Below are 21,059 nucleotides of genomic sequence, written 5' to 3'. Positions count from 1 at the left end.
CCGAGATGGAGGTCTCGCCTCGCTATCTCGGCGGGGACTCCTTCCTCGGCCGCCGGGATCCGCGCGTGCTGATCCTGGTGCCGGTGATGTCCGTCATCGCCGCCAGTCAGGTGCGTGACCTGCGCTGGATGGCCGTGCTCACGGTCATCGCGCTGGTCTACTACTTCAGCGCGCGGATCCCGTTCCGCGAGGTGCGCTCGAACTGGGCCGTCGTGGCCGTGTTCGTCGTCGTCTTCGCGGGGATCAACGGGCTCATCGTCGGTGCGACGTCGAGCGGCGAGCCCGACTCCGGGTCGACGCTGTTCACGGTGCCGGTCGTGGGCCTCGCGATCACGGAGGGAGCGGTCTCGTACGCGGTCAACCTGCTGCTGCGCTTCCTCGCGCTGGTCGCGGTCGGCTTCCCGCTCGCCTTCGCGATCCGTCCGGGCGATCTCGCGGTCGCGTTCGCGCGCCTCGGCCTGCCCGCCCGCTTCGCCTACGGCATCGACCTCACCTTCAAGTTCCTGCCCAGCGCGGCCTCGAACCTGACCGAGACGGCGGCGGCGCAGCGCCTGCGCGGCTACGAGCGCTCGGCGACCCGCAACCCGATCCGGCGGCTCCGCGAGATCGCGCCGCTGATGGTGCCCGTCACCATCACCTCGTTCGTGGACGCCGAGGACACGGTGGACGCCCTCGACCTGCGCGGCTTCGGCACGCACAAGCGCACCTGGCTGCGGGAGATCCGGTACACGCCGGTCGACTGGGCGGTGACGGGGGCCGCGGTGCTGCTGGCCGTCGCGGCGAGCACGGCGAGTCTCTCGGGACTGATGCCGTCGGCGTGGATCCCGTGAGCGGGGTCGTGAGCGGTGTCGTGAGCGCGCCCGTGACCGCGCCCGTCGTCGTGCACAGCGCGCCGTGGCTGCTGCCGGTCGCGGGCGAGCCGGTGCGCGACGGGGCGGTGGCGATGCGCGGCGAGCGGATCGTCGCCGTCGGGCCGCGCGACGCGGTGCTCGGCGCGCTCCGGGACCAGTCGCCCGCGGTGCGGGAGTGGCCGGGAGCGATCGTGCCGGGGCTCGTCAACGCGCACTCGCACCTGCAGTACACCTGCATGGCCGCGGTCGGCCGGGGCCGGTACTCCGGCTTCGAGGACTGGTCGCGCGCGTTCCAGGAGGTCTACGAGCAGCCGCACGACTGGGGCGCCTCCGCCGCGGCCGGGCTCGAGATCGCGGTCTCGACCGGGACGACGGCCATCGCCGACATCGTCACCGACCTCGACGCTCTCCGGGTGCTCGAGGACGGCCGCGTGCACGGGATCGCCTACTGGGAGCTGATGAGCCTCCTCGAGGACGACTGGCGCGGCAGCGGACGCGCGATCACCGCGGAGCTGGTGCGCACCTCCGGCGTCACCCGGATCGGCCTTTCGCCGCACGCGCCGTACTCGCTGGACACCCCGGTGCTCAGCGACCTGACCGGGCTCTCGCAGGAGCTCGGCGTGCGCCGGCACCTGCACCTGGCCGAGTCGGCCTGGGAGGCGGAGTACACGATGCACGGCCGCGGCGACCTGGCGGAGCAGTGGCGTCGCTGGGGCTACGACGGCTTCCACCTGCTGCGCAACGGCGGGAGCGCGCTGCGGCCGGTGGCGTACGCCGAGACGATCGGCGCGCTCGGCGACGACGTGCACATCGCGCACGGGATCTACGTGGACGCGGACGATCGCGCGACGCTGCGCCGCACGGGCACCTCCGTCGCGCTGTGTCCGCGCTCGAACGCGGTGATCGGGCTGGACGAGGCGCCGGTCGCCGACTATCTGCGCGAGGGGAACGCGATCGCGGTCGGGACGGACTCGCTGTCGTCGACGCCGTCGCTCGATCTGCTCGGAGACGTGGCCGAGCTGCACCGGATCGCGCGCGCGCGGGGGTACGCGGGGCGGGACCTGCACGCGCGGCTGCTGGCGGCGGCCACTCTCGGCGGGGCCGTGGCGATGGGGGCGGCGGAGTCGTTCGGCACGCTGGTGCCGGGGGCGCTCGCGGATCTCGCGGTGCTGGGCGTCTCGGGTTCTTCTTCGGACGACGTGCTCGCCGCCGTCGTCGAAGCCGGCGAGGGGACCGCCCTCGCCACGATCATCTCCGGGGAGGTCCGATGGCAGGCGCAGATCTGAGCGGGTTCGTCGAGCGGCTGAGCGTCGACGGGCGGGTGCTCGAGCGGGTGCGGCGGCCGGCGCTCGCCGAGACGATGGGGCTGGAACCGCATCCGGAGGGCGGCTGGTACCGGCGGACGTGGGAGTCGCCGGAACGGTTGACGCTCGTGGACGCCGACGGCTCGGTGCGGGAGCGGCCGGCGGCGACGCTGATCGTGTTCCTGCTGCCGGCGGGCGAGTCGTCGGCCTGGCACCGGGTGTCGTCGGCCGAGACGTGGATCTGGAACGGGCCCGGGCGGGTGGCGCTGCAGTACGGCGGGCTCGGCGCGGAGCCGGAGGACGGTGAGACGGTGGTGCTGGGTTCGGCGTTCGAGGGGCTGCCGGTGCAGGCGCTGGTGCCGGCCGGCGTGTGGCAGCGCACGCTGCCCGCCGCGGAGGACGCGGTGGTGAGCTGCCTGGTGTCGCCGGGGTTCGACTTCGCGGACTTCTCGATGCCGGAGTAGGGGTCGGGCGGGTCTCGATACGCCCGCTGCGCGGGCTACTCGACCAGCAGGGCTGCTGCGCGGGCTGCTCGACCGGCGGGGCTGGGGGCGCGGGCCGCTGCTCGACCGGCAGGGAAGCGGGCCGCCGCCCTACGATGGGGCGCGTGACCGCTCTGCTCCGCACGTGGGGGTCCGCGCTGGCGCGGGCGTGGCCGGCGGTGCTCGCGTGGTACCTCGGCGGGGCGCTCGTGCGGGAGGCGATCCTCGCGCTCGCGGCGCCGCTCGGGCCGGACGTGCCGCTCGCGGCGTTCCTGCTGCTGCCGATCGCGGTGCTCGCGCGGCTCGTCTCCTACATCGGGATGTTCCTCGCGGTGCGCCGGGCGATGCCCGCCTTCGCGGCGATCGCCGGGTCGGGAGTCGCGGCTCCCCGGGGGCGCGCCGCCGTCGGCGAGTTCGTCGGCATCCTGCTCGCGAGCATCATCCCGTTCTTCGTGCTCTACGGACTGCTCGGGCTGCTGCAGGAGGACTTCGCCTCCTACGCGAACCGCGCGTTCGCCTACTCCTTCGGCGGCGGCGACTTCCTCCGGCCGGGTGACGGCCCGCTCGTCCTGCTCGTCATCGTGCTCGCCTTCGCCGGGCGCCTCGTCCTCAAGCGCTTCGGACCGCGGCTGCCGCGCGGGGCGGCGCTCGTGGAGATCTACCTCGAGGCGGTGTGGGTCTTCGTGGCGGTCAGCGGCATCGCGGCCATCTTCGGCAGCGTCATCGGCTGGGTGCAGGACCGGAGGATCGTGCGCGCCGGCCTCGATCTGCGGCAGGGACTCCGCGACCTCTGGGACCCGATCCGCGTCGCCGTCGACGGCATCGACGGGCTCGTCCCGGTCCTGCTGCACCTGCTCGCCCTGCCGGCCGCCTGGCTGCTCGTCGCGGGGATCGTCTACACCCGCGAGCTCGCCGCCGTCGCCGAGGAGCGGATCGTCTCGGCGCGGCTCGAGGCGCGACTGCGCTCGGGCGCCGGCCGACTGCCGGCCGCCGTGCTGCGGCAGAGCCACCTGGTGACGGACGAGTGGGACGACGTGTACAAGCCGCTCTCGGTCGCGGGGCGGCTGATCCTGCGCTCCGGCCCGGGGGTCCTCGCCGCGTACGTCTCGTTCTACGCTCTGCTCGCCGGACTCGTGCAGTGGCTGCTCTGGGGCCTCACCCGGGCGATCGGCGCGCACGGGCCGGAGTGGTGGAGCGTGGCGTTCCCGGTCGTCGCACTGGCGGTGGCGGCGCTCGCCGAGACGGCGCGCCTGACGCTGCTCGCGGCGGCCTTCGATCGCGCGCTCGACGCCTGGCGCCGGCGCCGGGGCGTCAGCTCGACCGTCCCTGCGGAAGCTCCAGCCGCAGCGTCCGCGAGCGCTCGCCCTCCTGCACGGTGACGTCGACGGTCGCGGTGCCGAGCAGGCCCTCGGGCACGAGGAAGACCGCCTCGACGCTGGTCGGGTCCTCCGCGGTGGGATCGCAGTAGGCCGTGAACTCCTCGTCGCCGCGTCGGTAGCCGTAACCCTCGACGGCGGTTTCACCTGGCCAGGTGATGCGGCCGTCGGGACCGGGGGCGGAGAGCTCGACCCGGCAGGAGAGCGTCCGCTCGCCCTCGGCCGGAGCGACGTCGACGATCGCGGCGATCAGGGCCGCGCCCGCGGGCAGCGTGATGCTGCCGCTGCCGGAGGGGAACTCGGCGGCCGCGCGGATCGAGAACTCCAGGCCCCCCGCCGCCGCGCTCGAGCCCTCCGCGACGTCGGTCGGCGCGCTGAGGCGGTCCCCGCTCTCGAGCACGGGCACCCCGATCATCACAGCGGCGAGGAGGGGGACCACAACGACGAGCGCGATGCCGCTCGCGAGGTGCCGGCGCAGGCGGATCACGAGCCCGTCTCCACGAGTCGCGCCCGCTCGGCCGGGGCGGTCGCGTCGATGCTGTCCGGCAGCGCGAGCTCGACGACGGCGACCGACTCGAGCGCGCGGGTGGTGGACGGCTGCACGGTCAGCTCCGCCTCGCCGCTCTCGATCGCGTCGAGCGGCACCTCGAAGAGGGCGCTCTGGCGGTAGGGCAGGCCCGGAGAGGCGCCCTGCTGCACGAAGGACGGCGGCGGCGCGAGCGTGGCCGGCGCGAAGACGCGCTCGCCCAGGCGCAGCTCGCTGCGGCCGAACGAGCAGGCGTCCATCCGGCAGACGGCGGTGAGGTCGACGACGACCCAGACACCCGGGGTCGACGAGGGCGGGTCGAGCTCGCCGTCGAAGGTCAGCTCGCGGGCGAGGGCGACGTCGTGCACGGTGACGGCGACGAGGCGCGACTGCACGGTCTCGCCGAGGGTGCCGCGCACGGCGAGCGGGCTCTGGACGTCGTCGTCGGTGGGGGCGGTGACCGTCACGATCGCGGCGGCGACGAGGAGGGCGATCCCGATGATCGCCGAGCGCGCGCGGCCGCCGATCACGACGGCTCCACGACGGCGACGAGCGCGGGGCGCGTGGTCCCGCCGTCGATCGGGTTGGCGGCGTCGAGGTAGCGCTCGTAGATCCCGAGGCGGACGGGATCGCCGGCGGCGGCGGTGCTGCCCTCGGGCAGGTCCCAGATGTAGAAGACGTCGAGAGGCAGGCCGGGCTGGACGGGCGGGGCGACGGCACCGTCGCGGACGGCGATCAGCGAGCGCGGGAGGAGGTCCGCGCCGAGATCGAGCGGGCGGAGCCAGTCCTCGGGGCGGCCGGCGGGCTCGTCGCCGGAGTACAGGAGCTGGACCGTCGCGACCACCGAGAGGTCCTCGCCCTGGTTCGGGGTGAGCGGATCGTCGCGGGTGATCTCGACGGACTCGACGGTGATCCGGTAGAGGCCGTTGTCGAAGGTCTCGCCGAGGGCATACGCAGGGCGGGTGTCGTCGGGGACGTCGGCGAGGCCGCCGGTCGCGGCGACGACGGCGACCAGGGCGGCGAGCCCGGCGAGGGCGACGGCGAGACGGCGGCGGCGGGGGCGCGCAGGGGCGGAGGGGGACGCCTCCTCGTCGAGCACCATGCGCCCCAGCGTAGGGGGAGGGGGCGGGGGTGCTCCATGGGCGGGGGATCTCGATACGCCGCGCTCCGCGCGGCTACTCGATCAGCAGGGCAGGCGCTGCTGCGCGGGCTGTTCGATCAGCAGGGCAGGCGCTGCTACGCGGGCTGTTCGATCAGCAGGGCAGGGGCGCGGGGCGGGGTGACCTCGGGCTCGTCGGAACGCGTCGGGCTCGCGGGAGACGTCGAGTTCTGCGAGCCGGAGGTCGACGGTTCGGCGAGGGGGAGGTCGTCAGGGGACGGCGCGCACCGATTGGCGCTCGATGAGCGGCATCGGCACCAGGCGGTGCTGCGGGGGGCCGCCGCCGAGGAGGATGTCGACGGCGTCGCGGCCCATCTGCTCGTAGGGGATGCGGGCCGTCGTGAGGCCGGGGCGCAGGTAGTCGGCGATCTCGTCGTCGTCGAAGGAGACGACCGAGACGTCGTCGGGGATGCGCAGGCCGCGCTCCTGCAGCGCCTGGTAGAGGGCGAAGGCGATGCGGTCGTTGAGGCAGATGGCCGCCGTGAACTCCACTCCGCTGTCGAGCAGGGCGACCGCCGCGTCGTAGGCGGGGGCCGGCTCCCACGGCACGATCGTGCCGCGGTAGACGGGGGCCGCGCCGAACTCGGCGAAGGCGCGGTCGAGGCCGGCGAAGCGCAGCGCCACCGTCGCCGAGACGCGCGGATCGACCATGGCACTCGGCCAGTCGCCGAGCAGCGCGATGCGGCGGTGCCCGTGGTCGAGCAGGACGCGGCCGATGGCGTGGCCGGCGGTCTCCTCGTCGGGCAGGACCGTCGACTCGCCGGTGTCGCTGCTCGCGTTGAGCAGCACGACCGGGACCTCCGGCGAGACGGGCGGGACGTCGATCTGCTTCGCGCCCATCAGGCCGAAGATGATGCCGTCGGCGCGACGGTCGAGCATCGCGTCGAGGGCGGACGCCGTGCGCTTGGACTCGCGACCGGTCTCGGAGATCAGCACCGTGTGCTCGTGCTGGTCGGCGGTGTCGAGCACGCCGCGGATCATCGCCGAGGCGAAGCGGGTGATGGTCACCTCGTCGGAGACGAAGCCGATCGTGCGGGTCTTCCCCATCCGCAGGCTCTGCGCGGCGGGGTTCGGCCGGTAGCCGAGATCGGCCGCTGCGGCGCGCACCTTCTCGACCGCCTCCGCCGACAGTCGCGAGCCGGGGCGCTCGTTGAGGATGAGGCTCACCGCGGTCTTGGAGAGTCCCGACCGGGCGGCGACATCGGCGAGCGTGGGCCGCTTGGCCATCGGCAGCTCCTCTCGCTGATGGGTCCAGTGTAGGGACTCCGACAGCTGTCGACTTCCGCTCGATCACAGGTGCTGAATCAATTTAGCGGATTAGCTTGCCCGGCCCTCGATGCAGGTGTTAGCTTCATCCCGCTAAATGCTTTTAGCGGAGGATCGCAGCCGATCCCCGCGACCCCCACAGCGCACCGCCCGTTCGAAGGAGAACCCGTGAAGCTCTCGCCCACCCGCCGCCGCCAGCTCTGGCGCACCGCCGCCGCGACGGTCGCCGTCGGCGCCCTGACCGTCGGCCTCGCCGCCTGCTCCTCCGGCAGCGGAGGGGGAGGGGACGGCCGCGGCGGCCAGCTCACCCTCTGGACCCACAACGCCGGCAACCCGACCGAGCTGGCCGCGATCGAGAAGATCGTCGACGACTACAACGCCAGCCAGGACGCGACCACCGTGAAGGTGCAGGCGTTCCCGCAGGACTCGTACAACGACTCCGTGGTCGCCGCCGCAGCGGCCGGCAAGCTGCCCTGCCTCGTCGACATCGACGGACCGAACGTGCCCAACTGGGCCTGGGCGAAGTACCTCACTCCGCTGGAGCTCGACGGCGTCGACCTCGACGCCTTCCTGCCCTCCGTCAAGGGCGTCTGGAACGACGAGACCTACTCCATCGGCTACTACGACGTCGCACTCACGATGCTCGCCCGTCAGTCGGTGCTCGAGGCCAACGGCATCCGCATCCCGACGGTCGACGAGCCCTGGACGAAGGACGAGTTCTCGGCCGCCCTCGCCACGCTGAAGGCGACCGGCCAGTGGGAGCACCCGCTCGACCTCGGCACCGCCGGCACCGGCGAGTGGCTGCCCTACGCCTACTCGCCGTTCCTGCAGTCGGCCGGCGGCGACCTGATCGACCGCGACGGCTACCAGAGCGCCGACGGCGTGCTCAACGGCCCGGCCGCGCTCGAGTGGGCCGACTGGTTCCAGAGCCTCTTCACCGAGGGCTACGCCGCGAAGAAGGGCGGGGAGGACGCCGCGCTCGACTTCCAGAACGGCGAGTCCGCGATCGTCTACTCGGGCAGCTGGACCTACCAGACCACCAAGGACGTGGTCGGCGACGACCTGCTCGCCCTGCCGAGCGTCGACCTCGGCGACGGCCCGAAGATCGGCGGCGGATCCTGGCAGTGGGGCGTGACCACGGGCTGCGCCGACACGGCGGCCGCGATGGACTACCTCGCCTTCTCACTCGAGCCCGAGAACGTCGCGGCCGTGGCCGAGGCGACCGGCACCATCCCCGCCTCCACCGAGGCGGCCGCTCTCGTCGACGGCTTCGAGGAGGGCGGCGACCTCGCCACCTTCCGCGAGTACTCCGAGAAGTACGCGGTGCTCCGGCCCGAGACGCCGGCCTACCCGTTCATCGCGACGGAGTTCGGCAGCGCCGTCTCGGACATCATCGACGGCGGCGACCCGCAGCAGGTGCTCGACGCCGCGGTGAAGAGCATCGACGCCAACATCGCGACGAACGACGGCTACTCGCAGAAGTAGTCCTCGGGGGAGGGCCCACGCAGGGCCCTCCCCCCGGATCTGGAGACGATGATGACCTCGACCCAATCGCCGACGATCGCGCCCCCCGAGGGCGTCGCCGTCGAGACCCTCGCCGCTCTGCCGCACCGGCCCCGCCGGCGGCACGACCGCAGCCACCGCCAGGAGCGCCTCGCCGGCCTCGCGATGGTCGCTCCCGCTCTCGTCCTCCTCGCGCTGTTCGTCCTCGTCCCCGCCGTCCTGGCGTTCGGGCTGGCCTTCACCAACGCGCGCCTGATCTCGCCCTACCCGGCCGAGTTCTCAGGGCTGGAGAACTTCCTCCGCCTCTTCCAGGACGCGTCCTTCGGCCGCGCGCTGCTGAACGTCGGCTACTTCGCGATCGTCGTCGTCCCGCTGCAGGCCGGGCTCGCGCTGGTGATGGCAATCCTGATCAACACGCGGATCCGCGGCACGACGTTCTTCCGCACCGTCTACTTCCTCCCGGTCGTCACCTCGATGGTCGTCGTCTCGCTGCTCTGGGCGTTCATGTACCAGCAGGACGGCCTGCTGAACGTGATCCTCCGCAACGTCACCTTCGGACTCGTGCAGGGCCCGGACTGGCTCGGCGACCCGGCGACGTCGATGCCGGCGATCATCCTCATGTCGGTCTGGCAGGGGGTCGGCTTCCACATGATCATCTGGCTGTCCGGTCTGCAGACCATCCCCGCCGAGCTGTACGAGGCGGCGGACATCGACGGCACGTCGACGTGGCAGAAGTTCCGCTACATCACCTGGCCGGGACTGCGCGCGACGCGCAGCCTCATCCTCGTCACCATCACCATCGCGGCCCTCGGCCTGTTCACCCAGGTCAGCGTGATGACCCAGGGCGGCCCGCTCGACTCGACCACCACGGTCGTCTACGAGGCCGTCGAATCCGGATTCCGGCAGCAGGAGACGGGCTACGCCTCCGCGATCTCGCTCGTGTTCTTCGCGATCGTGCTCGTCATCTCGGGCGTCCAGCGGTACCTGACCCGAGAGAAGGCGTGAGCCATGGCCATCACCAAGCCCCTGATCCGCCCCCGCGCCGCGCGCGCACCGCGGCCGCAGCGCTCCCCGATCGGCTGGTACGGCTGGGCGGCCCGCATCGCGCTCGCCGTCGTCTTCACCTTCCCGCTGCTGTTCATGCTGGTCTCCTCGCTCAAGCCCGACCGCCAGATCTTCGGCGACCTGAGCTCGATCGCGGCGTTCCTGCCGGTCGGCAACCTCTCCTTCGACAACTACGGCGCCGTCTTCGACCGGGTGCCGGCGGCGCGCTTCCTGATCAACTCGATCGGCGTCTCCACCGTCACGGTCGTCCTCGGGGTCGTGATCAACAGCCTCGCGGCGTTCGCCCTCTCGCGGATGCGGGTGCCGGGCAAGGGGGTCATCCTCACCGTCGTCATCGCGACGCTGATCATCCCGTTCGAGACCCTCGCCCTGCCGCTGGTCTGGTGGGTGAACCAGCTGCCGAACTTCGGTGTCGACCAGTTCGGCGTCTTCTTCTCGAAGGGCTGGCTGGACACCTATCAGGTGCAGATCATCCCGTTCATCGTGAACGCCTTCTCGATCTACCTCTTCCACCAGTACTTCGAGTCGATCCCGAAGGAGCTCGACGAGGCGGCCCGGATGGACGGTGCGGGCTGGTTCACCATCTACCGCAAGGTGGTCATGCCGCTGGCCGGTCCGGCGGTCGCGACCGTCGCGATCCTGACCTTCCTGCCGGCCTGGAACTCCTACCTCTGGCCGCTGATGGTCGTGCAGACCGAGGAGCTGCGGCCCGTGATGCTCGGGGTGCAGTACTTCTTCCAGCTCAACGTCTCGTGGGGCCAGATCATGGCCTACTGCTCGATGATCACGCTGCCGGTGGTCGCCCTGTTCATCGCCTTCCAGCGCTCGTTCGTCAACTCGATCGCGTCGACGGGGGTCAAGGGATGACCGCCGCGGTCGTCCAGCGGCCCCGCCTGCACTTCACCCCGGAGCGCAACTGGCTGAACGACCCCAACGGGCTGGTGTTCTTCGGCGGGCGCTGGCACCTGTACTTCCAGCACAACCCGAACGGCAGCGACTGGGGCGACATGAGCTGGGGCCACGCCTCCAGCGCCGACCTCGTGACCTGGGAGGAGCACTCCGTCGCTCTGCTGCACGGCGAGGACGAGGCCATCTTCTCGGGCTCGGTGGTCGTCGACACGACCGGGAGCGCGGGCTTCGGCGCCGGGGTCCTCGTCGCGCTCTACACGCTCGACTCGTCGCGAGGGCAGGCGCAGGCACTGGCCTGGAGCCCGGACGGCTACTCGTGGACGAAGCAGGGCGTCGTGCTCGACCGCGGCACGTCCGACTTCCGCGACCCGAAGGTGTTCCGGCACGCCGACCGCTGGGTGATGATCGCGGTGGAGGCGCAGCACCGCGAGGCGCACCTGTTCGCCTCCGACGATCTGCACGACTGGCGGCCGCTCTCGGTCTTCGGGCCCGAAGGCGCGGTGGAGGGGATCTGGGAGTGCCCCGACCTCTTCGAGCTCGACGGCCGCTGGGTGCTCACCGTGTCGCTGAATCCCGGGGGGCCGGCGGGCGGATCGGGGCAGCAGTACTTCGTCGGCGACTTCGACGGCACGGCCTTCACCGCCGAGCGCTGGGGGTGGCTCGACCGAGGGCGGGACTTCTACGCGGGCGTGACCTTCGACTCCGCCCCGGGCGGCGAGCGGGTGATGCTCGGCTGGATGAGCAACTGGGACTACGCGGCCCAGGTGCCGACCGGGCCGTGGCGGGGCAGCATGACGCTGCCGCGCCGACTGTCGCTGGACGCCGACGGGGTGCTTCGGCAGAGCGTGGCCGGCGGGCCGTGGGGCGGTCGCGCCGTGCTCGAGCGGTTGGACGCGCCCGTCGACGGGCGGCTCGGGCTGCCGGTCGCGGCCGACTGTTATCGGATCGACGCGGTGCTGCGGCTCGGCTCGGCGCGCGCCGTCGGTCTGCGGCTGCGCGAGGGCGTCAGCGCGGCGACCGTGGTCGCGTGGGACGGCGCGGAGCTGACGGTCGACCGGGGGGCGTCGGGCAGCACCGGGTTCTCGCCCTCGTTCGCGTCGTGCTCGCGGGCGCCACTCGCCGGAGGCGACGCGGTCGCGCTGTCGATCTGGGTCGACGCCTCGTCGATCGAGGTGTTCGCGGCCGACGGCGCGCTCGTGCTGACCGAGCAGATCTTCCCCGGGGAGGAGGACCGCGGCGTCTCGGTCTTCTCGGCGGGCGGACTCGCGGCGATCGAGTCGCTGGCGGTCACGGCCTTCGACTGAGGCGGGCTCCCGGCGCCGCGTCGCGTCTCCGCTGCGAGGAAGGGGCGGGTGCGTGCCTCCGGCTGCTGGTCGGAGGGGCCCGCTGTCGCCGGCGCTTCGGGTGGAGGGGGGTCTCGATACGCCCGCTGCGCGGGCTGCGCGACCGGCGTCCCTGCCTGCTGGTCGAGTAGCCGCGGGACGCGGCGTATCGAGACCCCGCGTCAGCCGGAGGACTCCCGCGGCACCAGGCGCACCGGCATCGAGCGGACGCCCGCCGTCGCGCGGCCGTGGATGGCGTGCGAGAGCTCCTCGGCGGCGGCGCGGCCGAGGGTCTCGAGCTGCATGTCGATGCTGGTGAGCGGGGGGCGGGCGGCCTCGACGAGCAGGTCCCAGTTGTCGAAGCCGACGACGGCGACGTCGCGGGGCACGGAGCGGCCGCTCTCGCGCAGGTGGTCGAGGGCGCCGCGGGCGATCTGGTCGCTCGCGCAGACGATCGCGTCGAGGTCCGGATGCGCGGCGAGCAGCGACTCCGCGCACTGCCGCCCCCAGCTCTCCGACCACTGGCCGTAGAGCACGTCGCCGCCGACCAGCGGCAGCCCGGCCTCGATGAGGGCGCGCTCGACGCCGCGGGCGCGGTCGTGCGCGGCGGTGTAGCTCGGCTCGCCGTTGATCAGCGCGATCCGCGTGCGCCCGCGCTCGATCAGGTGGCGCGCGGCGAGCACGCCGGCGAGCGTGTTGTCGGGGGTGAACGAGGAGTCGCGCTCGTCCTCCGAGGGCGCGTAGGCGTAGACCACGGGGACGGGGATCGTCGCGGTGATCGACGGGCGGGGGTTCGTCGTCCGGCCGAGCACGACGATCCCGTCGACGCGCTTGGCCAGCAGGTTCTTGATGTGGTGCTGCTCGCGGATCGAGTCGCCGCGGGCGTCGCAGAGGAACACCGAGGTGGATCCGGCTCCGAACGCGTCCTCGGCGCCGAGAAGCACCGGCAGCACGAAGCGGTTGTCGAGGTCGTTGGTGAGCATCCCGATCGTGCCGGTGCGGCGCGAGTTGAGGGCCTGGGCGAACGGGTTCGGCGTGAACGAGAGCGCGGCGGCGGCGTCGAGCACCCGCTGACGGGTCTCGGCGCGCACCTGGTCGCGGCCGTTGAGGGCCTTGGAGGCGGTGGCGATCGAGACGCCGGCCTCGCGGGCGACGTCGGTCAGCGTGATGGTGCCCGTGGGCTTGCGCGGCGCGATGACGTCCCCCTTCCTCGGGACGCCGGTGCGCCCGGGTCGATCCTCGCACAGCATCGCGCGAACCGAAAACACCGAAAACGCGCCCGCTCTTGACTCCGGCTCCGCGCCCTGTCTACCGTGAACCCGCAGAAAGTAGTTTCGGTCCGGCAGCAGCGCCGGAGCCGAGGGACCACCACCCGTCAACGACGAAGGGAACATCCGCGATGAAGAGGAAGCACGCTCGGGGCCTCGCCGCCGCCGTCCTGCTCGGGACCGCCGCAGCGGCCCTCACCGGCTGCGCAGGAGGCTCGGGAGGCGACTCCACCTCCGCGGCCGGCGGCACGTACACGTTCTGGGACCCGTACCCGCAGTTCGACGAGTCGTCCGACTGGGCGAAGCTCATCGACTCCTGCGGCACGGAGGCCGGCGTGACCGTCGAGCGCACCGGCTACGACACCACCGACCTCACCAACAAGGCGCTCCTCGCCGGGCAGCAGGGCAACTCGCCCGACATCCTGCTCGTCGACAACCCCGTCGTCTCCACGCTGGCCGAGTCGGGCATCCTGACCACCACCGCCGAGAACGGCCTCGCGACCGGCGACATCGACGCGAACATCCTGGCCGCGGGCGAGGTCGGCGGCGACACCTTCGGCGTCCCGATCGGCGCGAACACGCTCGCGCTCTACTACAACAAGACCGTGCTGGCGACGGCCGGCGTCGACGTCGCCTCGATCACCGACTGGGCGAGCCTCACCGCGGCGCTGGAGAAGGTCACCGCCTCGGGCGGCAAGGGCATCACCTTCTCGGGCATCGGCACCGAGGAGGGCAGCTTCCAGTTCCTGCCCTGGTTCTGGGGCTCCGGCGCCGAGCTGACCGAGCTCGACTCGGCCGACGCCGTGGACGCGGTCTCGCTCTGGACCGACTGGCTGGAGAAGGGCTACGCGCCCAACTCCGTGATCGGCAACACGCAGACCACCAGCTGGCAGGAGTTCGAGACCGGCGAGTACGCGTTCGGCGAGAACGGCACCTGGCAGCTGGCCAACGCGAAGGCCTCGGGCATCGACTACGGCATCCTCACCATCCCGGCGAAGGACGGCGGCTCGGCCCCCGCGCCGACCGGCGGCGAGTTCCTCACCCTGCCCGTGCAGAAGGACGAGGCGCGCTACGAGACGTCGACGGCGATCGCCGAGTGCCTCACCTCGACGGACAACCTGGTGACCACGGACAACACGCTGTCCTACATCGCGCCGACGGCCGCCGCGCAGGAGGCGCAGGTCGCCGGGAACACCGACCTCGAGCCCTGGGTCGAGGCCGTGCAGGCCGCGAAGGGCCGCACCTCGGACGACCTCGGGACGAAGTACCCGAAGATCTCGGAGCAGCTGTGGTCGGCGGTGCAGACCGCGCTGAGCGGGTCGCAGTCGCCCGAGGACGCGCTGAAGGCGGCGCAGTCGGCGGCGGCGGCCGCGACGAAGTGATGAGTGGTGTGGGCGCCCTTGCTGAGCGAGTAGCCCGCGGAGCGGGCGACCCTGCTGATCGAGTAGGCCGCGGAGCGGGCGTATCGAGATCCGCCGGCGTCAGAGGGGTGGTCTGCAGGCCCGACGTGCTGAGCACGGTGGGTCTCGATACGCCCCTGTGGGGCTACTCGACCAGCAGGGGGCGGGGCCGCTCGACCGGCAGGGGGAAGGCGTCATGACGACCGCGACCGAGACGGCGCGGCTGCTGCGCCGCGAGGCCGCGCCCGGGGTCGCGCCCGTCGCGGCCCCGGCGCCGAGGCGGCGGCGGCGGCCGGGCGGGCAGCTCGCCGCGTGGGCGTTCCTCGTCCCGCTCGTCGTCTACCTGCTCGTCTTCTACGCCTTCCCGCTCTACCGCAACCTCGAGCTGAGCCTGAAGGACTACACGGTCCGCTCCTTCGTGCAGGGCAACGCCCCGTTCGTCTGGTTCGACAACTACGTGCAGGTCTTCCAGGACGCGACGTTCGGCCCTGCCCTGCTGCACACGGCGGTGTTCACCGGGGTGTCGATCGCCTTCCAGTTCACGCTGGGACTGGCGCTCGCGGTCTTCTTCTACCGGCGCTTCCCGCTCGCGAGCACGCTGCGGGCGCTGTTCCTGGTGCCGTGGCTGCTGCCGCTCATCGTCTCGGCGTCGACCTGGTCGTGGATGCTCAACAGCGACTCCGGGATCGTCAACGCGTTCCTCGAGTCCTTCGGGATCGGGCAGATCAACTGGCTGACCTCGCCGGCGACCTCGCTGATCGCGGTGCTGATCGCCAACATCTGGATCGGCATCCCGTTCAACCTGGTGATCCTCTACTCCGGGCTGCAGAACATCTCGCAGGACCTCTACGAGGCGGCCTCGCTCGACGGCGCGACCGGCGCGCAGCAGTTCTGGCGGATCACGCTGCCGCTGCTGCGACCGGTCTCGGCGATCACGATCCTGCTCGGCCTCGTCTACACGCTGAAGGTGTTCGACATCATCTGGATCATGACGAAGGGCGGGCCGGCCGACTCGTCGACGACCCTGGCGACCTGGACCTATCAGCTCGGCTTCGGCTCGATGCTGCCCGACTTCGGTCCGGCGGCGGCGGTCGGCAATCTGCTGATCATCCTCGCCCTGGTCTTCGGCCTCGTCTACATCCGCGTCCAGCGCAAGCAGGCCGACGCATGAGCGCCCGGCGGCCCTGGTGGCTGACGCTCGTGGGCGTGCTGCTCACCGCGGTGATGCTGTTCCCGGTCTACTGGATGATCAACGTCTCGCTCACGCCGACCGGCTCGATGCGGAAGGATCCGCCGGACTGGTTCCCGTTCGCGCCCACCTTCTCGGGTTACCAGGCCGTGGTCAGCGAGCAGCTGCCCTACCTCGGCACCAGCCTGATCGTCGGGCTCGGCACGGTGCTGCTGACCGTGGCGATCGCCGCTCCGGCCGCGTACTCGCTCGCGAAGCTGCGGCCGCGCGGCGGGCAGGGGCTCTCGTTCGTCCTCCTGATCGCGCAGATGATCCCGGCGATCATCATGGCGATGGGCTTCTACGCCATCTACCTCAACCTCGGGCTGCTGAACTCGATCCCCGGGCTGATCGTGGCCGACTCGACCATCGCGGTGCCGTTCGGCGTGCTGATCTTCACCGCGTTCATGTCCGGCATCCCCGACGAGCTGACCCAGGCGGCGCGGATGGACGGCGCGAGCGCGTGGCGCACGTTCACCTCGGTGATCATGCCGATCAGCCGCAACTCCGTCGTGACCGTCTCGCTCTTCGCGTTCCTCTGGGCCTGGTCGGACTTCGTCTTCGCGTCGACCCTCGACAGCGGCGGGAAGCTCCAGCCGATCACGCTCGGCATCTACAAGTACATCGGCAACAACAACCAGGAGTGGAACTCGATCATGGCGACCGCCGTGGTCGCGTCCATCCCGGCCGCCGTCCTCCTCGTCGTCGCCCAGCGGTACGTCTCGGCGGGTGTCACCGCCGGTGCCGTCAAGGACTGACCCTCTTCCTCCCCTAGGAGACCCCGTGACCCTGACCACCACCGTCGCCCTCGGCGGACCCGTCGCCCCGACCGCCGGCGTGCTCCGGCCGCTCCGCCAGGACGAGATCCGCCTCACCGGCGGCTTCTGGCAGCACTACCAGCGGCTCGGCGCGGACGCCGTGATCGGCCACTGCCTGAGCTGGATCGAGCGGGTCGGCTGGGCCGGCAACTTCGACCGCGCGGCGGCGGGGACGCTCTCCTCCGCGTCCGGCGGCGACCGGCACGCGGGCATCGAGTTCGTCGACTCCGAGGTCTACAAGCTGCTCGAGGCGATGGCCTGGGAGCTCGGCCGCTCCGACGACCCGGAGCTCGCTGCGCAGTACGAGGCGCTGGTGCTGCGGGTCGCCGGCGCCCAGGAGGAGGACGGCTACCTGCACACGAGCTTCGGCCGCCCGGGCCAGCCGGCGCGCTACTCGAATCTGGAGTGGGGGCACGAGCTGTACTGCTTCGGTCACCTGATCCAGGCGGCCGTGGCGCGGCTGCGCACCGGGCACGACGACCTGCTGCCGGCCGTCGCGCGGCGGCTGGCCGACCACGTGATCGAGGTGTTCGGGGCGGAGGGGCGCGCCGCGGTCTGCGGGCACCCCGAGATCGAGCCGGCACTCGCCGAGCTCGCCCGGGCCACCGGGGACGGGCGCTACCTGGAGCAGGCGCGGCTGTTCGTGGAGCGGCGCGGCACGGGCACGCTCGGCGCGATCCCGTTCGGGCCGGAGTACTTCCAGGACGACGTGCCGGTGCGCTCGGCGGAGGTGCTGCGCGGCCACGCGGTGCGGGCGCTGTACCTCTCGGCGGGGGCGCTCGACGTCGCCGTCGAGACCGGGGACGCGGAGCTGGAGGCGGCCGTCGGGCGGCAGTGGGCCGCGACGGTCGCGCGCCGCACCTACGTCACCGGCGGGGTGGGCTCGCACCACCAGGACGAGGCGTTCGGCGCCGACTACGAGCTGCCGCCGGACCGCGCCTACGCGGAGACCTGCGCGGCGATCGCGTCGAACATGCTGTCGTGGCGGCTGCTGCTGCGCTCGGACGACACGGCCCACGCGGACCTGATGGAGCGGACGCTGCTGAACGCGGTGCTGCCCTCGACGCGGGAGGACGGGCGCGCGTTCTTCTACACGAACACGCTGCAGCAGCGGGTCGACGGGGTCGCGCCGGACGAGACCGTCGAGACCGACCGCGCGCAGTCGAGCCTCCGCGCGCCCTGGTTCTGGGTGTCCTGCTGCCCGACCAACGTGGCGCGGACGCTCGCGAGCGTCGAGCTGAGCTTCGCGACGGCGACGGACGAGGGGGTGCAGCTGCACCAGTACGGCGCGTACCGGGTGACGACGGGCGCGGTGTCCCTGGAGGTGTCGACCGAGTACCCGGCGGACGGGGAGATCGCGGTGCGGATCCTCGCGGACGCGGAGTTCGCGCTGACGCTGCGGATCCCGCCGTTCGCCCGCGGGGCGGCGCTGCTGGACGGGCTCGCGGTGGACGCGGGGCTCTCGACGGTGACGGTGCGGCGGGCGTTCGCGGCCGGCGACGTGGTGCGGCTGTCGCTGCCGATGCCGGCGCGCTTCGTGACGCCGCACCCGCGGATCGACGCGGTGCGCGGCCAGGTGGCGGTCGAGCGCGGGCCGTTCGTGCTGGCGCTGGAGTCGCTGGAGCTGCCGGACGGGCTCGACACGGAGCACGTGGCGGTGGACACGTCGGTCGAGCCGGTCGCTGTCGGCGACGGCGCCCGGGTGGCGCTCGTGCGCCGCGACGCCCCGGCGTCCGCGTGGCCCTACTCCGTGCCGGCGGAGCTCGGCGAGCGCTTCACGGCGGAGCTGCACCCCTACTACCGCTGGGCGAACCGCGGCCCCTCCACGATGCGCATCTGGACACCCGCGCTCTGACGCGCCTGCCCGCGAGATGCCACTTGTGCACGCCTTTCTCGGCGTGTCGCGTGCACAAGTGGCATCTCGCGACCGTGGCGAGCGGCATTGCACCCGTGAGCGTAGTGTTCAGTGGGGAACTGAACGGGGGGGTCCGATGATCAAGGTCACGCGCACGCGGATGGGCATCGGCGTGCGCGAACTCGCCCGGCGGGCCGGAGTCGCGCCGAGTGCGGTGACGCAGTGGGAGCAGTCGGAGGCGAGGGGAGTCCTCCGCCCGGCGACGCTCGAGAGGGCCCTCGCCGCGATGGGGACGACGGTCTCTGCGGAGCAGCTGTCGCAGCATGCGCCGCAGCAGTCGGAGCGCCGCGAGGACCGTGTCGCGCGGGAGCTGCATCGCTCGGTGGCGGGGCGGCTCATCGAGGATCCCGACGCCGTCCTCGCGCTCGTCCCTGCGAACGTCCGACGGCTGCGGACCCGGGTCCGCGGAGGAGCGGGCGCACTGCTCGACGTCTGGGAGGACCTGGCCGCGCGGCGGGAGATCGGCCGGCTCGTGGACGTCATGCTGTCCACCTCCGCGCGGGCGATCGAGATGCGTCAGGTCTCGCCGTTCGCCGGCGTGCTGGACGAGGAGGAGCGCCTCCGGGCGATCGGTCGGGCCGTCTCGTGAATCGTGGGGAGCTGGAGCTCGCCATCGCGACCGCCGCTCAGATCGTGCAGCAGGACCGCGTCCTGGTGATCGGGTCGCAGTCGATCCTCGGCAGCTACTCCGAGGACCGCCTGCCCGCCCGGGCGACCCTGTCGCACGAGGTCGACATCGCACCGCTCCGGGACGACGAGCAGGAGTCCCTCGCGACGCTGATCGATGCCGCTGCCGGGGAGTGGTCGCCGTTCGACGAGGAGCACGGCTTCTACATCCAGGGCGTGGGAGTGCGCACCGCCTTTCTGCCGGTCGGCTGGGCGGAGCGCGTGGTGACGGTCGAGACCGCGGAGGGATCGGTCGGTCTGTGTCTCGATCCGCATGACCTCTGCGCCGCGAAGCTCGGGCGCAACGACATCAAGGATCGAGAGTTCGTCGACGCCCTCATCGGGGCGTCGTTGATCGAACCCGCCGTGCTGCTCGAGCGCTTCGAGGCGATCAGCGACGAGCGTCTCGCGGAGGCGCGGAGGGTCGTCGTCCGTGCCTTTCTGCGCGCCTACGGGGCGGGGAGTTGACCTCACGGAGGGCTGGAGTCGGCCGCGTGCAGGCCGTGGTGGTCGAGTAGCCCCGGAGGGGGATTCATGCTGGTCGGGTAGCCCCGGAGGGGCGTATCGAGACCCGGCGTCCCCGGGAGGGCGGGTCTGCAGACCTGCGTTCTGACGGTGGGGGATCTCGATACGCCCGCTGTGCGGGCTACTCGATCAGCAAGGGGGGGCGCTCCTCGGTCAGCACGGCGAGCTGCTGCGAGATGCCACTTGTGCCCGCCTTTTGCGGCGTGTCGCGTGCACAAGTGGCATCTCGCGGAGGGGGGGTCAGCGCTCGGGGTGGGAGGGGACATCGGCGGGGGTCTCCAGGGGGGTGTCCTGGACGGTGGCGCGGTCGGACTTGGAGCGGTCGCCGCGGGTCTTCAGGAGGCTGGCGATCGTGGCGACGGCGATGGTCGAGCCGATGAAGGTGAGGGAGAACCAGATCGGGATCTCGGGGACCCAGAGCAGCGGCTCGCCGCCGTTGATGAAGGGGACCTCGTTGACGTGCAGGGCGTGGAAGACGAGCTTCACGGCGATGAAGCCGAGGATGACGGCCAGGCCCTGGCTGAGGTAGACGAGGCGCTCGAGCAGGCCGCCGATCAGGAAGAACAGCTGGCGCAGGCCCATCAGCGCGAAGGCGTTCGCGGTGAAGACGATGTAGGCCTCGTTGGTCAGTCCGTAGATGGCGGGGATCGAGTCGAGAGCGAAGACCAGGTCGATGAAGCCGATGGCGACGATGGTCAGCAGCATCGGGGTGACGAAGCGGCGGCCGTCCTTCTTCACGGTCAGCCTGTCGCCGTGGTACTCGTCGGTGACGGGGAGGACGCGGCGCACCAGGCGCATGAAGGCGTTGTTCGAGGGGTCGCCGTGGTCGCCCTTGATCTGCTGATAGGCCAGCACGAAGAGCAGGGCGCCGAAGAGGTAGAAGACCCAGGAGAAGTTCTCGATCAGCGCCGCGCCGACCGCGATGAAGCCGCCGCGCATGATCAGCGCGATGACGATGCCGATCATCAGCACCTTCTGCTGATAGATCTTCGGCACCGCGAAGCCGGTCATGATGATCAGGAAGAGGAAGAGGTTGTCGAGCGACAGCGCCTTCTCGGTGAGATAGCCGGCGAAGTACTCGCCGCCGTAGCGCCAGTCGGCGACGAAGCCGATCCCGACGCCGAAGAGCAGCGCGAGGCCGATGTAGAAGGCCGACCAGCGGGCGGACTCGGCGATGGTCGGCTCGTGGGGCTTCCGCACGTGCGCGAAGAACTCGTAGACGAAGAAGGCGATCGTCACGGCGATGGTGATCAGCCAGATGACGGGAGTGATCTGCACGGAGTGCTCCAAGGGGTGGGTCGATGAGGGACCAAGGTCTCCTCCACTCCGGCCGCGACCTCTCGGAGGTGGTGGCGGAGCCGATGGCCCGGGACGCTCATTCGCGTCCGTAATGACGGGCTCACCGCAGTCGGGAGTACTCCCCTTGCTGTCTGCGATTCTACTCAGGGACCGCGAGCGCGAGGCTGGGAGAGTACC

At 71.8% G+C, this 21,059-nt stretch carries 20 protein-coding genes; 14 read left to right on the top strand and 6 right to left on the bottom strand.

Annotated elements, in window-relative coordinates:
• The first annotated feature begins 5 nt into the window (after nt 1-5).
• The 4 genes from GSU72_RS19525 to GSU72_RS19510 all read left to right on the top strand — a co-directional run bounded on the left by GSU72_RS19525 (nt 6) and on the right by GSU72_RS19510 (nt 4,016).
• Complete coding sequence (locus GSU72_RS19525) at nt 6-830, top strand: energy-coupling factor transporter transmembrane component T (protein ID WP_159986529.1); 825 nt, start codon at nt 6-8, stop codon at nt 828-830.
• Nucleotides 831-850: 20 nt separating this feature from the next.
• A complete protein-coding gene (locus tag GSU72_RS19520; RefSeq protein ID WP_244255904.1) occupies nt 851-2,137 on the top strand; it encodes an amidohydrolase family protein in 1,287 nt (428 codons plus the stop codon).
• Nucleotides 2,119-2,619 (top strand): cupin domain-containing protein, encoded by a 501-nt coding sequence (locus GSU72_RS19515; RefSeq protein ID WP_159986528.1) that lies wholly within the window; start codon nt 2,119-2,121, stop codon nt 2,617-2,619. Before GSU72_RS19520 ends, GSU72_RS19515 begins: the two co-directional genes overlap by 19 nt.
• 143 nt (nt 2,620-2,762) lie before the next feature.
• A complete protein-coding gene (locus GSU72_RS19510; protein WP_159986527.1) occupies nt 2,763-4,016 on the top strand; it encodes a hypothetical protein in 1,254 nt (417 codons plus the stop codon).
• Here GSU72_RS19510 and GSU72_RS19505 read toward each other — a convergent pair.
• From GSU72_RS19505 to GSU72_RS19490, 4 genes are all read right to left on the bottom strand, one after another.
• Entirely contained in the window at nt 3,949-4,500 is a 552-nt protein-coding gene (locus GSU72_RS19505; RefSeq protein WP_159986526.1) for a hypothetical protein, read from the bottom strand. The genes GSU72_RS19510 and GSU72_RS19505 overlap by 68 nt on opposite strands.
• Nucleotides 4,497-5,069, bottom strand: coding sequence for a hypothetical protein (locus tag GSU72_RS19500; RefSeq protein ID WP_159986525.1), 573 nt, complete (start codon nt 5,067-5,069; stop codon nt 4,497-4,499). The genes GSU72_RS19505 and GSU72_RS19500 overlap by 4 nt, the downstream gene beginning before the upstream one ends.
• Nucleotides 5,066-5,641 (bottom strand): hypothetical protein, encoded by a 576-nt coding sequence (locus GSU72_RS19495; protein ID WP_159986524.1) that lies wholly within the window; start codon nt 5,639-5,641, stop codon nt 5,066-5,068. Before GSU72_RS19495 ends, GSU72_RS19500 begins: the two co-directional genes overlap by 4 nt.
• A 267-nt stretch (nt 5,642-5,908) precedes the next feature.
• Nucleotides 5,909-6,925, bottom strand: coding sequence for a LacI family DNA-binding transcriptional regulator (locus GSU72_RS19490; RefSeq protein ID WP_159986523.1), 1,017 nt, complete (start codon nt 6,923-6,925; stop codon nt 5,909-5,911).
• Between the two features lie 207 nt (nt 6,926-7,132).
• On the opposite strand from GSU72_RS19490, the gene GSU72_RS19485 reads away from it, so the two are divergent.
• The 4 genes from GSU72_RS19485 (at nt 7,133) to GSU72_RS19470 (ending at nt 11,745) form a co-directional block, all read left to right on the top strand.
• Nucleotides 7,133-8,449 (top strand): extracellular solute-binding protein, encoded by a 1,317-nt coding sequence (locus GSU72_RS19485; protein ID WP_159986522.1) that lies wholly within the window; start codon nt 7,133-7,135, stop codon nt 8,447-8,449.
• A 51-nt stretch (nt 8,450-8,500) separates the two neighbouring features.
• Nucleotides 8,501-9,472, top strand: a complete 972-nt coding sequence (locus GSU72_RS19480; RefSeq protein ID WP_159986521.1) for a sugar ABC transporter permease — start codon at nt 8,501-8,503, stop codon at nt 9,470-9,472.
• A 135-nt stretch (nt 9,473-9,607) separates the two neighbouring features.
• Nucleotides 9,608-10,399: a carbohydrate ABC transporter permease gene (locus GSU72_RS19475; protein ID WP_244256150.1), complete on the top strand. Its 792-nt coding sequence runs from the start codon at nt 9,608-9,610 to the stop codon at nt 10,397-10,399.
• The gene (locus GSU72_RS19470) at nt 10,396-11,745 is read left to right on the top strand and encodes a glycoside hydrolase family 32 protein (protein WP_159986519.1); all 1,350 of its coding nucleotides are present in this window, start codon (nt 10,396-10,398) and stop codon (nt 11,743-11,745) included. Before GSU72_RS19475 ends, GSU72_RS19470 begins: the two co-directional genes overlap by 4 nt.
• 200 nt (nt 11,746-11,945) lie before the next feature.
• Here the strand turns inward: GSU72_RS19470 and GSU72_RS19465 are convergent, their stop codons facing one another.
• A complete protein-coding gene (locus tag GSU72_RS19465; RefSeq protein ID WP_159986518.1) occupies nt 11,946-13,013 on the bottom strand; it encodes a LacI family DNA-binding transcriptional regulator in 1,068 nt (355 codons plus the stop codon).
• 149 nt (nt 13,014-13,162) lie between these two features.
• Between GSU72_RS19465 and GSU72_RS19460 the strand changes: the two genes are divergently transcribed.
• From GSU72_RS19460 to GSU72_RS19435, 6 genes are all read left to right on the top strand, one after another.
• Complete coding sequence (locus tag GSU72_RS19460) at nt 13,163-14,413, top strand: extracellular solute-binding protein (RefSeq protein WP_159986517.1); 1,251 nt, start codon at nt 13,163-13,165, stop codon at nt 14,411-14,413.
• A 214-nt stretch (nt 14,414-14,627) separates the two neighbouring features.
• The gene (locus tag GSU72_RS19455; protein ID WP_159986516.1) at nt 14,628-15,602 is read left to right on the top strand and encodes a sugar ABC transporter permease; all 975 of its coding nucleotides are present in this window, start codon (nt 14,628-14,630) and stop codon (nt 15,600-15,602) included.
• A complete protein-coding gene (locus tag GSU72_RS19450) occupies nt 15,599-16,417 on the top strand; it encodes a carbohydrate ABC transporter permease (RefSeq protein WP_159986515.1) in 819 nt (272 codons plus the stop codon). Before GSU72_RS19455 ends, GSU72_RS19450 begins: the two co-directional genes overlap by 4 nt.
• Nucleotides 16,418-16,442: 25 nt before the next feature.
• Nucleotides 16,443-18,332 (top strand): beta-L-arabinofuranosidase domain-containing protein, encoded by a 1,890-nt coding sequence (locus GSU72_RS19445; RefSeq protein ID WP_159986514.1) that lies wholly within the window; start codon nt 16,443-16,445, stop codon nt 18,330-18,332.
• Between the two features lie 136 nt (nt 18,333-18,468).
• Nucleotides 18,469-18,981, top strand: a complete 513-nt coding sequence (locus GSU72_RS19440; protein WP_159986513.1) for a helix-turn-helix transcriptional regulator — start codon at nt 18,469-18,471, stop codon at nt 18,979-18,981.
• Nucleotides 18,978-19,526, top strand: coding sequence for a DUF6036 family nucleotidyltransferase (locus GSU72_RS19435; RefSeq protein WP_159986512.1), 549 nt, complete (start codon nt 18,978-18,980; stop codon nt 19,524-19,526). The genes GSU72_RS19440 and GSU72_RS19435 overlap by 4 nt, the downstream gene beginning before the upstream one ends.
• Before the next feature lie 297 nt (nt 19,527-19,823).
• On the opposite strand, the gene GSU72_RS19430 is transcribed toward GSU72_RS19435, so the two are convergent.
• Nucleotides 19,824-20,861 (bottom strand): TerC family protein, encoded by a 1,038-nt coding sequence (locus GSU72_RS19430; protein ID WP_159986511.1) that lies wholly within the window; start codon nt 20,859-20,861, stop codon nt 19,824-19,826.
• Nucleotides 20,862-21,059: the final 198 nt, after the last annotated feature.

This window comes from Rathayibacter sp. VKM Ac-2760, from assembly GCF_009834185.1.
Classification (GTDB): Bacteria; Actinomycetota; Actinomycetes; order Actinomycetales; family Microbacteriaceae; genus Rathayibacter.
This window is presented reverse-complemented; position numbering and strand designations above follow the sequence as displayed.